11 protein-coding genes are annotated in these 11,601 nt (G+C 60.8%); 9 read left to right on the top strand and 2 right to left on the bottom strand.

The window, feature by feature from the left end; all coding sequences use genetic code 11:
- A complete protein-coding gene (locus PspR84_RS21410; protein ID WP_160059052.1) occupies positions 1 to 2,124 on the bottom strand; it encodes a TonB-dependent receptor in 2,124 nt (707 codons plus the stop codon).
- Positions 2,125 to 2,320: 196 nt separating this feature from the next.
- Between PspR84_RS21410 and PspR84_RS21405 the strand changes: the two genes are divergently transcribed.
- The 9 genes from PspR84_RS21405 to PspR84_RS21365 all read left to right on the top strand — a co-directional run bounded on the left by PspR84_RS21405 (position 2,321) and on the right by PspR84_RS21365 (position 10,495).
- Positions 2,321 to 3,346, top strand: coding sequence for an NAD(P)H-dependent glycerol-3-phosphate dehydrogenase (locus PspR84_RS21405; protein ID WP_160059051.1), 1,026 nt, complete (start codon positions 2,321 to 2,323; stop codon positions 3,344 to 3,346).
- 34 nt (positions 3,347 to 3,380) lie between these two features.
- Positions 3,381 to 3,728, top strand: a complete 348-nt coding sequence (locus PspR84_RS21400) for a DUF4389 domain-containing protein (protein WP_160059050.1) — start codon at positions 3,381 to 3,383, stop codon at positions 3,726 to 3,728.
- A complete protein-coding gene (gene sixA / locus PspR84_RS21395) occupies positions 3,725 to 4,177 on the top strand; it encodes a phosphohistidine phosphatase SixA (RefSeq protein ID WP_160059049.1) in 453 nt (150 codons plus the stop codon). The genes PspR84_RS21400 and sixA overlap by 4 nt, the downstream gene beginning before the upstream one ends.
- 210 nt (positions 4,178 to 4,387) lie before the next feature.
- Positions 4,388 to 6,043 carry an AMP-binding protein gene (locus PspR84_RS21390; RefSeq protein ID WP_160059048.1) on the top strand — a complete coding sequence of 552 codons (1,656 nt, stop codon included), beginning with the start codon at positions 4,388 to 4,390 and terminating at the stop codon, positions 6,041 to 6,043.
- A 31-nt stretch (positions 6,044 to 6,074) separates the two neighbouring features.
- A complete protein-coding gene (locus PspR84_RS21385; protein ID WP_160059047.1) occupies positions 6,075 to 6,518 on the top strand; it encodes a hotdog fold thioesterase in 444 nt (147 codons plus the stop codon).
- Between the two features lie 275 nt (positions 6,519 to 6,793).
- Positions 6,794 to 7,600: an alpha/beta hydrolase gene (locus tag PspR84_RS21380; RefSeq protein WP_160059046.1), complete on the top strand. Its 807-nt coding sequence runs from the start codon at positions 6,794 to 6,796 to the stop codon at positions 7,598 to 7,600.
- Complete coding sequence (locus PspR84_RS21375; RefSeq protein ID WP_160059045.1) at positions 7,597 to 8,451, top strand: alpha/beta hydrolase; 855 nt, start codon at positions 7,597 to 7,599, stop codon at positions 8,449 to 8,451. Before PspR84_RS21380 ends, PspR84_RS21375 begins: the two co-directional genes overlap by 4 nt.
- Before the next feature lie 115 nt (positions 8,452 to 8,566).
- Entirely contained in the window at positions 8,567 to 9,373 is an 807-nt protein-coding gene (locus PspR84_RS21370; RefSeq protein WP_160059044.1) for a DUF4892 domain-containing protein, read from the top strand.
- A gap of 69 nt (positions 9,374 to 9,442) precedes the next feature.
- Entirely contained in the window at positions 9,443 to 10,495 is a 1,053-nt protein-coding gene (locus tag PspR84_RS21365; protein WP_160059043.1) for an AI-2E family transporter, read from the top strand.
- A 575-nt stretch (positions 10,496 to 11,070) separates the two neighbouring features.
- Here the strand turns inward: PspR84_RS21365 and PspR84_RS21360 are convergent.
- Positions 11,071 to 11,598 carry an EF-hand domain-containing protein gene (locus PspR84_RS21360; protein WP_160059042.1) on the bottom strand — a complete coding sequence of 176 codons (528 nt, stop codon included), beginning with the start codon at positions 11,596 to 11,598 and terminating at the stop codon, positions 11,071 to 11,073.
- Between the last annotated feature and the right edge of the window lie 3 nt (positions 11,599 to 11,601).

The following is an 11,601-nucleotide window of genomic DNA, read 5'->3' as shown; positions in this document are numbered from 1 at the left end:
CTAGAACTCCAGCTCGGCGCTGAAATACATCACCCGGCGTTCGTCGTAATTGTTGTCGACGAAAGTGCTCGGCTCATGGTCGAGGCGTTGCTGCAGCACGCCGGCCAATTGCAGCTGCGCTTTGCCCAGCGGGATGCGTTTGGCGATGCGCGTGTCGACCCGTTCGAAACGGTAGCCGTTGAGTGCGTTGTCGCCGTAATAGAAGAGGGCGCTGTTCCAGCCATGGCCCCAGTCGCGCAGCCAGCCGGCCGAACCGCTGTTGCGTGAAGTGAACTGCTGATCGAGCGGATTACTCGCCTCGGCATCGACGAAGGCATAGGTGAAACGCAAGCGGTCGGCCAGGCTCACGCGCCAGTCGAGCTGGGTTTCCGTGCCGCGAAACCGTGAGCTGTTGGCGTTGCTGGCGATGTACTGGTTGTTACGCAGCGGCTCGCTGATCATCCCGGTGATCTCGTCATAGAACAGCTTCACATCCAAAGCCAGACCCAATTCGGCGAAATAGCCGTTGTAGCCCAGCTCGCGTGAGCGCATGTGTTCCTGATCGAGATCGCCTGGCCCCCGCGTCTTGACGAAGTAGCGCGCCGAAGACTGGCCGTAGGCCGAGGGGCGCAGGTTGCTGACCTGATAGCTCCAGTTCACATTGTTCTCGAACATGTCCGGCGAACGGATCGCCTCCGAATACACCGCACGCAGGCCGTGGCGCGGGTTGATCAGGTAATTGACGGCGAAACGCGGGGTCAGCGAACTGCCGATCAGTCGCGTGTTTTCGAACATCGCACCGCCCTGTAGCAGCCAGTGTTCGGTGGCGCGCCATTCCAGTTGGCCGAAGGCGCGCCAGGTGGTGTCGTCCAGTGTGCCGTTGAAGTAGGTCTCGGAGTCGGCGCGGTCGTAACGATAGTTCATGCCGCTGACCAGGCGCAGGCTATCGGACAGGCTGAGAGTGTCCTGCAATTCGAGGTCGTAGCGCGATTCCCGGGCACTCTGGTCGATGTCGCCGCACAGGGTTCGGCTGGCGCCGTTGCGCCATTGATCAAGCACCTGATTGGCCAGGGCCATTTCCTGCGGGGTACCGGGCTCAGCGCCGGGGCCGGTGAAACGGGTGATGTTGCGCGCCAGGCGTTCGGTGTAATTCGGGTTGAGTTGCCACAGTTGCGTCAACTCGGGGCTGAACGACACCTCGGCATCGCAGGCGCGCCAGGTCTGCTGACGATCCCAGTGTTGCGCCGAGCCTTGTATATAAAGGCTGTGTTCGGGGTTGATGTCGAGGTTCCAGCGCACCGAGCCGGCATAGTCCTTGGCGACCACGTCGGAATTGTTCCCGGCGGCGGTAATCCCGGAGAACACCGGGCGGTAGGTGTACGGCCGCTGGTTTGTCCCGTCCTTCGCGTTGACCTGCCAGTCGAGACTCTGGTTATCGCTGAGGGTTTGGCTGACCGCAAGACTGAAGCGATTCAAACGGCGGCTGTCGCGGTAATCGGCGCCGCTGCGATCGCTGTCGAAACCATCGTCTTCCTGGCCGGACAACGACAGGCGCAAATCACCGCCATTCCAGCCGATGCCCTGGCTGGCATAAAAGTCATTGATGCCGCGCTGGCCACGGGTGTACTTCAACCGCGTGCCGTGGCTGTCCGCCGGGTTCCGAGTGATGATGTTGACCACCGCCATCAGCGCGTTGGCGCCGTAGCTGACGGTGTTCGGCCCGCGAAAAACCTCGATGCGTTCGATGTCTTCCATGGCCACCGGAATATCGCTCCAGTCCACCGTCGACAAACCGGCGCGATACACCGAACGGCCGTCGATCAGCACCTGCATGCGCCGCGCTTCGCTGGCGTTGGTGCCGTGATAATTGACCGCCGCCTGATTGCCGCTGATGTTGCCGACCATCATCCCTGGCACCAGGCGCAGCAGTTCGCTGATGTCGCGGGCACCGCTGGCGTTGATCAATTCGCTGTCGAGTACGGTCATGCTCCCTGGCACTTCCGCCGGGGTTTGCTTCAGGCGCGTGGCCGTCAGCACTTGCGGCAGTGCTTCGTTGTCCGTGAACAGGTCGTCCGCCAGCACAAGCGGGCTGAACAACAGCGCCAGCAAAAGGGACGAACGGGGAGGGGGAGGAGCGAAAAACACGACGCAGCCTTGATCGCAAAGATTTGGCGCGCATGTTAACCGAGCACCGTGACTTTTCCATTCACGTTAGTAGCATTTTCCTAGGTTTTATTGGTCTTCTTCCTACAAGTGTCGGTAATTGTTGCTGGGGCTGGCCGCGACCGGGCCGCCCCGTATAATGCCGCCATCGCCACTGGTATGGATTAACGGATTGCATATGACTGAACAGCGCCCGATTGCGGTCCTGGGAGGCGGAAGTTTTGGTACCGCCGTGGCCAATCTTTTGGCCGAGAACGGCCATCAAGTCCGGCAGTGGATGCGTGACCCCGAGCAGGCCGAGGCCATCCGGGTCAATCGCGAAAATCCGCGCTATCTCAAAGGCATCAAGATTCTGCCGGGGGTGACCGCCGTCACCGACCTGCAGGAAACCCTCGACGCCTGTGATTTGTGCTTCGTCGCACTGCCGTCCAGCGCATTGCGCACGGTGCTCGCCGCCCACGCCGAGCGCCTGAGCGGCAAGATGCTGGTCAGCCTGACCAAGGGCATCGAAGCACAGACTTTCAAGCTGATGAGCCAGATTCTCGAAGAGATCGCTCCGAATGCGCGCATCGGCGTGTTGTCCGGGCCGAACCTGGCGCGGGAAATTGCCGAGCACGCACTGACGGCCACTGTGGTCGCCAGCGAAGACGAAGAACTGTGCAAAGCCGTGCAAGCCGCGCTGCACGGTCGCACTTTCCGCGTTTACGCCAGCGCCGATCGTTTTGGTGTCGAACTGGGCGGTGCGTTGAAGAACGTCTACGCGATCATCGCTGGGATGGCGGCGGCGCTGGAGATGGGCGAGAACACCAAGAGCATGCTGATCACTCGCGCCCTCGCCGAGATGACCCGCTTTGCGGTGAATCAGGGCGCTAATCCCATGACCTTCCTCGGTCTGGCTGGTGTCGGCGATCTGATCGTGACCTGTTCGTCGCCGAAGAGTCGCAACTATCAAGTCGGTTTCGCACTGGGTCAGGGCCTGAGCCTCGACGAAGCGGTGTCGCGTCTTGGCGAAGTTGCCGAAGGCGTCAACACGCTGAAAGTGCTTAAGGCCAAGTCGCAGGAAGTCGGCGTGTATATGCCGCTGGTCGCCGGGCTGCACGCGATCCTGTTCGAGGGACGCACGCTGGAGCAGGTGATCGGTCTACTGATGCGAGCCGAACCGAAAACCGACGTCGATTTTATTTCCACCAGCGGTTTCAACTGAATCCTGCTTTTATCTACGGACAGGGGAGCAAGCCATGAACGATCCGAAAACCGAAGCCAAGTACGAATCCATCCTCCTGCGCGTGTTGTGGATGATCGTCTACGTGCTGGTCTGGCAAGTGGCGCAGTTCATCCTCGGCGCGGTGGTGCTGGTGCAACTGATCTATCGTTTGATCTATGGCGCGCCGAGCGGCAGCCTGATGAACTTCGGCGACAGCCTGAGCCAGTTCCTGGCGCAGATCGGCCGCTTCGGCAGTTTCCACAGCGACCAGAAACCGTGGCCGTTCGCCGACTGGCCAACGCCGCGTACCCCGGAAGGTGAGGCGCCACACGCCGTCGCGCCGGCACCGCATCCGGTTCGAGATGAGGAACCCAAGCTATGAAACTCTGGGTATTGCGTCACGGTGAAGCCGTGCCTTATGGCTCGTGCCCCGACTCCGAACGGGAACTGACCGAGCACGGTCGCAAAGAGGCCTTGAGCAGCGCCGCGCATTTGATCGGCCAGCCGCTGACGGCGATTTACGCCAGCCCTTATCTGCGCGCGCAGCAGACCGCGCAGATTGTCCGTGAGGCACTGGGGTTCGAACCGGAGATCCGCACGGTCGAGTGGTTGACGCCGGAGGTTGATCCGGACAAGGTCACCGATCAACTGGTGTCGGTGAGTAATGTGCTGCTGGTCAGCCACAACCCGCTGGTGGGCAATCTGCTCAGCTATCTGCAGCATGGCGCCGGTTATCCGCCGGAGAAGGTCAGCACCGCCGGGTTGGCTGAACTGGAAAGCCCAGAGTTGTTGATCGGCTCGATGACCCTCAACAGCCTCAAACATCCCTGAAGTTGTAAACACCGACCCCTGTAGGAGTGAGCCTGCTCGCGATGAGGCCATTTCAGTCGACATCAATGCTGACTGATACACCGCTATCGCGAGCAGGCTCACTCCTACAGGTACCGCGTACACCATGAAATTATTTGTGTGAATTTTCCAACCAAGCACTTGCTTGGTTGACTACGCTTGCTCCAGACCCAAAAAACAGGAGCGAGTCGCATGTCTGCCGCCTTCCGTTTGCCGCTGGACGTGTTTTACGAACGTGAAGCCCGGCACCCACGTCAGCGCTTCCTCGTGCAGCCCAGCGGCGGCGGTCAGATCGAGACGCTGAGCTGGGCCGACGTTGGCCATCAGGCTCGCTGCACCGCGCACTGGTTGCGGGCCCGTGAGTTGCCACAAGGCAGTCACATCGCCCTGATCTCGAAAAACTGCGCGCACTGGATCATCGCCGACCTGGCGATCTGGATGGCCGGGCACGTCTCCGTTCCGTTGTATCCCAACCTCACCGCCGACTCCGTCGCGCAAGTGCTCAATCACTCGGAAAGCGTCCTGGCCTTCATTGGCAAACTCGACGATTGGCCGGGCATGTCCAAAGGCGTGCCGGCGGATCTGCCGACCATCAGCCTGCCGCTGCACCCGTCTGGGGATTTCGATTTCAGCTGGGCGGACTTGCAGCGCAGCTCACCGATTCAGGACGACCCGCGTCCAGCGGCCGAGCAACTGGCAACGATCATCTACACCTCCGGCACCACTGGCCTGCCCAAAGGCGTGATGCACAGTTTTGCCAATCTCGGTTTCGCTACCACGCGCGGCACCCAACTGTTCGGGCTTAACGAGAACGACCGGCTGCTGTCGTACTTGCCGCTGTGCCACGTCGCCGAGCGGATGTTCGTGGAACTGGCGTCGATCTACACCGGGCAGACAGTGTTCTTCGCCGAGAGCCTCGACACGTTCATTACCGATCTGCAGCGTGCACGGCCAACCGCAATGTTCGGCGTGCCGCGCATCTGGACCAAATTCCAGATGGGCGTGTACAGCAAGATCCCGGCGCAGCGTCTGGATTTTCTCCTCGGTCTGCCGTTCATTGGCAAACGTGTCGGGCACAAAGTGCTGGCGGGGCTGGGTCTGGATGCCTTGCGTGTCGCGCTGTCCGGCGCCGCGCCGGTGCCGCAGACATTGCTCGCCTGGTATCAGAGACTCGGCCTCGATGTGCTGGAGGTCTACGGCATGACCGAGGGCTGCGGTTATTCGCACATCTGCCTGCCGGGGCAATACAAGCAGGGCTGGATCGGCAAGCCGTGCCCGGATGTGGAGGTGCGTATCGATGAGTTGGGCGAAGTGCAGGTGCGCAGTCAGGCAAACATGCTCGGCTATTTCAAGGAGCCGCAGAAGACCGCCGAGACCCTGACTGAGGACGGCTTTCTGCGCACCGGCGACAAGGGCGAACAGGATGCCGAAGGGCGCCTGCGCCTGACCGGTCGACTCAAGGAGATCTTCAAGACCAGCAAGGGCAAATACGTTGCCCCGGCACCGATCGAAAATCGCCTGGCGGTGCATTCACGCATCGAGCAGGTCTGCGTGGTCGGTGACGGCTTGAGCGCACCGCTGGGGTTGTGCGTGCTGTCGAGCGTCAATCAGGAGGAGGGCCGGGCGAGTCTGCATTCGAGCCTGGAAAAACTCCTGGAGGAGGTCAACGCCGTGCTCGACAAGCACGAACGCTTGCGTCGACTGGTGGTGGTCAAGGACAGTTGGGCGGTGGAAAACGGCTTTCTCACGCCGACGTTGAAGATCAAGCGCAACGTCATCGAAGACACCTATGGCGCGCGTTTTGAAGAATGGAGCGAGCATAGCGAGGCGGTGCTGTGGCAGGATTGAGCGACCACTAAAACAACAAAGGAAGTCTGCGATGAGCCTGTGGCGTACCACTCCCGACATCGAGCAGTTGAATGCAATCCAGAAGAACACCATCGGCGAAGTGCTGGACATCCGCTTCGAAGCGTTCGGCGAAGACTCGCTGACGGCGAGCATGGTCATCGACCATCGCACCCATCAGCCCTATGGTTTGCTGCACGGCGGCGCCTCGGTGGTGCTGGCGGAAAGCGTCGGTTCGATGGCCAGTTATCTGTGCATCGATGCCAGCAAGTTTTATTGCGTTGGGCTTGAGATCAACGCCAATCATTTGCGCGGCTTGCGCAGTGGCCGGGTGACGGCAGTGGCCAAGCCGATTCACATCGGCCGCACCACCCATGTGTGGGATATCCGTTTGACCAGCGATGAAGGCAAGGCCAGTTGTGTGTCGCGGTTGACCATGGCGGTCGTGCCGCTGGGTGAGCAGCCGCCCTCACCCTAACCCTCTCTCCGAGGGAGAGGGGACTGACCGGGCTGGATGTTCGAGTTGCGCCGACCTGAGTTATCGAGCCGAACTCAGGTTTTGAAACTCATGCAAATCTGCTCCCTTCCCCCTCGCCCCCTTGGGGGAGAGGGCTGGGGTGAGGGGGACGCGATCTCCCTGACACACCATCACGCTGACCAGACTGTCATCATTCCTGGCAGTTACGGTCATTGCTGTAAAGCGCGGTCTTACGGACAATCAACGCCACGTTTCCCGCTCATGGATTTGCCAGCATGTCGCAACCGATCTTTTTCACCCACGCCAACGGCTTCCCTTCGGGTACCTATGGCAAGTTGTTCGCGGCGCTGGCGCCCGAGTACCGGGTTGCGCATCTGGAGCAGCATGCCCATGACCCGCGTTTTCCGGCGGACGACAACTGGTACAACCTGGTTGATGAGCTGATCCACCATTTGCAGCAGCAGGATCAACCGGTGTGGGGCGTCGGCCATTCTTTCGGCGGCGTGCTGCACCTGCATGCAGCTTTGCGTTGCCCGGAGCTGTATCGCGGCGTGGTGATGCTTGATTCGCCCGTGCTGACCCGCACCGATCAGTGGGTGATCCGTGCCGCCAAGCGTTTTGGTTTTATCGACAAGCTGACCCCGGCCGGCCGCACCCTCGGCCGGCGTGAAGAATTCGCCGATCTCGACAGTGCGCGCAGCTACTTTGCTGGCAAAACACTGTTTCGCGGTTTCGATCCGGAATGCTTCGACGCCTACCTGCAACACGGTTTGCATCGGGTCGGCGACAAACTGCGGCTGCGTTTCGATCCGGCCACCGAGATCAGTATCTATCGCGGCGTGCCGCACACCAGCCCTGGCCGCACCGGTCAATTGCAAGTGCCGCTGGCGGTGGTGCGCGGGCATACGAGTCGTGTGGTCATGCGTCATCACACCCGTTTCGTTTCGCGTTTGGCCCAGGGTGAGGCATTGAGCATGCCCGGCGGGCACATGTTCCCGCTTGAGCGCCCGCAGGACACCGCACGGTTGTTGAAGAATCTGTTTATCCGTTGGCAAAACCGTCAGGACAAGGATTGCGCATGAGCCCGACTTTCGAAGAAGTGCGCCTGAGCCTGCCGCATATCGAACTGGCCGCGCATTTGTTCGGGCCCGAGGACGGTGTGCCGGTAATCGCCCTGCACGGCTGGCTGGATAACGCCAACAGCTTTGCCCGTTTGGCGCCAAAGCTCAAAGGCTTGCGCATCATTGCTTTGGACATGGCCGGGCACGGGCATTCAGGGCATCGACCAAACGGCGCCGGGTATGCACTGTGGGACTACGCCCATGACGTGCTGCAAGTCGCCGAGCAATTGGGCTGGAAGCGGTTCGGCCTGCTCGGGCATTCGATGGGCGCCATTGTCTCGATGGTGTTGGCGGGTTCGTTACCGGAACGCATCAGCCATCTGGCGCTGATCGACGGCGTGATTCCTCCTACAGACAAAGGCGAAAACGCCGCTGAACGTATGGGCATGGCTCTGCAAGCGCAACTGGATCTGCGCGAGAAACGCAAACCGGTCTACAACACCCTCGACCGCGCCATTGAAGCGCGCATGAAAGGTCTGGTCGCAGTCAGTCGTGAGGCGGCTGAACTGCTGGCTCAGCGCGGATTGATGCCGGTGCCGGGCGGTTACACCTGGCGCACCGACAATCGCTTGACCCTGCCATCGCCGCTGCGCCTGACCCAGGAACAGGCGATGGCTTTCGCGCTGCGGGTCAGTTGCCCGGCGCATTTAGTGGTCGCGGCGGACGGCATGCTGGCCAAACATCCCGAGTTGCTGGAGCGTCTACCCTTTAGCCGGGAACAGTTGGCGGGCGGGCACCATTTGCACCTGAATGACGAGGCCGGAGCGAACCTTGTCGCAGACTGTTTCAATCGGTTCTTCGCCATTCCTTGACTTGCTGCGGGCAACTGTCGAGGCTGGTCGGGTTGAAATGGGAGACAACCACGATGGATTTCTACACCGCTGCGACCTCGAATTACCCAGTCATGCCGATCCGATGAGCCTGACTATGCGGTCACTCAGTCTGTTGGCACTGTGCTGTTTCAGTACCGTTTCGTTCGCCGCCGATGTGCCGGGCAGTCAGGATCTGCAGATCGTGCCGCGTCTGGCCGATGCACAGATCGTCGACTATCGCCCTCCGGTTGAACTGGAGCGGATCTATCCGCTGGGCTCGATCCGCAAGATCAGTGGCCAGCTGCGTTTCGACGGTCAGGTCACCGCACGTGGCCAGACGACCTCTGTCACTTACGAGCTACCGCCCGAACATTCCGCCACCGAAGCCTTCACCGCCGCCCGCGAAGCCTTGCAAAAGCAGGACGCCGAATTGCTGTTCTGGTGTCAGGCGCGTGATTGCGGCGAAAGCAGTCTGTGGGCCAATGAGGTGTTCGGTAGCGCCAAACTGTATGGCGCCGACGAGCAACAGGCCTATCTGCTGTTGAGGCTGGCGGCACCGCGTGACAACACGCTGGTGGCGCTTTACAGCATCACCCGCGGCAACCGCAAAGCCTATCTGCATGTCGAACAGTTCGAGGCGGTAGCACCGCTGGGTGAGCTGCTGCCGACCTCGGCGACCCTGTTGCGTCAACTGAAAAGCACCGGTGAGCTGGATTTTCCGGATCGCGTGAATGAGCCGGATGACACCTGGCTTCGGCTGATTTCCCGTGGACTTAACCTCGACACGACGTTGCGCGTGACGGTGTCAGGGCCCAAGGCCGAAGCCTGGCGTCAGGCGCTGATCAATCAGGGCGTGCGGGCGGCACGCATGGAAACCGGCAGTGTCGAAGGCTCTGGCCTGCGCATCGATCTGTTGCGTTAAGCTGTTTCGGGCGAGCACGCGCGGCGTGTTCGCCTACTCTTTGCCTGACTGACTTTTTCGAGACCTTAAATGCTCAATAACGATCGCCTGCTGGTGCAGATCCTGTTGCTGGTGTTATTTGGCGCCAGTCTGTGGGTGATGGCGCCGTTCTGGTCGGCGCTGTTCTGGGGCGCGGTGCTGGCGTTTGCCAGCTGGCCGCTGATGCGCCTGTTGACCCGCTGGCTCAATGGTCGTGAATCGCTGGCTGCGGCGATTCTGACGCTGGGCTGGATGTTGCTGGTGGCCGCGCCGCTGGTCTGGTTGGGGTTCAACGTGGGGGATCATGTGCGTGATGCCACAGCGTTCATCAAGGATGTGCAGGTCGACGGTCTGCCGGAGGCACCGGTGTGGCTGGTGACTGTGCCATTCGTGGGCGAGCGACTGGTCGGGCTGTGGAACAGCATCGATCAGCAGGGCGCCGCACTGATGGTGTCGATCAAACCTTATCTGGGGCAGGTCGGTAACTGGCTGCTGGCGCGCAGTGCGCAGATCGGCGGCGGGATTCTCGAGCTGACTCTGAGCATTGTCTTTGTGTTCTTTTTCTATCGTGACGGTCCGCGACTGGCGGCATTTGTGCACAGTCTGCTGGAGCGCTTGATTGGTGATCGTGCCGGGTATTACATCGAGTTGGTGGCGGGGACGGTGCAGCGGGTGGTCAACGGGGTGATCGGGACGGCGGCGGCGCAGGCGGTTCTGGCGTTGATCGGGTTTTTGATTGCCGGGGTGCCGGGGGCGTTGGTGCTCGGGATCGTGACCTTTCTGTTGAGTCTGATTCCGATGGGGCCGCCGTTGGTGTGGGTGCCGGCGACGGCCTGGCTGGCGTGGAGGGGTGAGTACGGGATGGCGGTGTTTCTCGGGATCTGGGGGACATTTGTCATCAGTGGCGTGGATAACGTGCTCAAGCCGTATCTGATCAGTCGCGGCGGGAATTTGCCGTTGGTGATTGTGTTGCTTGGGGTGTTTGGCGGGTTGATTGCGTTTGGGTTTATCGGGTTGTTTATCGGGCCTACGCTGTTGGCGGTGGCTTATAGTTTGCTGACGGATTGGAGCAAGAGTCAGGGGCGGGTTGAGGAACGGCGGTAGCAGGTTTGGGTTTGGGGTTGGGTGAATATCCGTTGCTGCGGTAACGGCGGCTTAGGGTTCCGCCCTTACGGCGGGTCACTTTTGGCAAACGCCCCAAAAGTAACCAAAAGGGCTTGCTCCTGCGTGCGGCCCGCTCGCTGGGGCTCGGGGTTCCTTCGCTTCGGGATCGATCCGGGCGCAGCGCCTACGGTTTGCTTCGCTGCACCTCCTCTCGCTGTGTTTGGCTGCGCCAAACGGTCGCTGCGCTCCCACGCCCGGATCAATCCCTCCACTCAGCCTTCCGACGTCGCCCGTGGATCAAGATCAAGATCAAGATCAAGAGCAGGCGAGCTGACACTCGGCCTATTGAGTGGTGAAGAGCGGGGGGGGCGGCTTTTGATTTGCGTTGTTGCTGCCCCTCACCCCAGCCCTCTCCCGAGGGAGAGGGAGCCGATTTGTGGTCTTTTCAAGATTTTCGTTCAACTCGGTATTTCACGTCGGCGTATCTCGCCCAAACACCTCACCCTAGCCCTCTCCCAGAGGGAGAGGGCTAGGGTGAGGGGCTGTTGATTTTCCGCGGCAATAATGGCGTCGACTCAAGTCGCCACATTTAAATACTTGCCCACCGACGCCGTCTTCTCCAGCGAGTACTGCTTGCTCAAATTGGCAATCATGCGGTTCAGCGCTTCAGTGGTGCTCTGGGTCGAAGCGGTCTGTTCTTCATCCGGCCGTTCTCGCCCTGCCTGTAAAGCCGCTTTCAGCTCGTCGCTGCTGACACCGCCGCTGCTGTCGCTATCGAGAACCTTGAGCAGCGCGGCACTGGTGTCAGTGCTGGTGGTTGAAGTCGCGCTGTCGCTGGTTTGCAGTGCGCTGCTGAGTTCTGTCGCGATCACGCTGCCATCGCCATCCGCATCGAGCTGGCTGAACAGTTCGTCGCTGCTGATGTGTGGCGGCGGAGGGGGTGGGGTCAGGCTGGCGGCGAGTTCGTCCTGATCCACTGCGCCGTCGCCGTTGCTGTCGAGTTTGGCAAACAGTTCTTTTTGCAGTTGCTGGCTGCGCGCGTTTTGCGTGGAGGTGCTGCTGGTGCTGGTATAGCTCGTGTAGTTGCTGACGCTACCGATCATCGG

Source organism: Pseudomonas sp. R84 (genome assembly GCF_009834515.1).
Classification (GTDB): domain Bacteria; phylum Pseudomonadota; class Gammaproteobacteria; order Pseudomonadales; family Pseudomonadaceae; genus Aquipseudomonas.
Note: the sequence above shows the minus strand (reverse complement) of the source record. Positions and strands in the feature narration are given on the sequence as shown.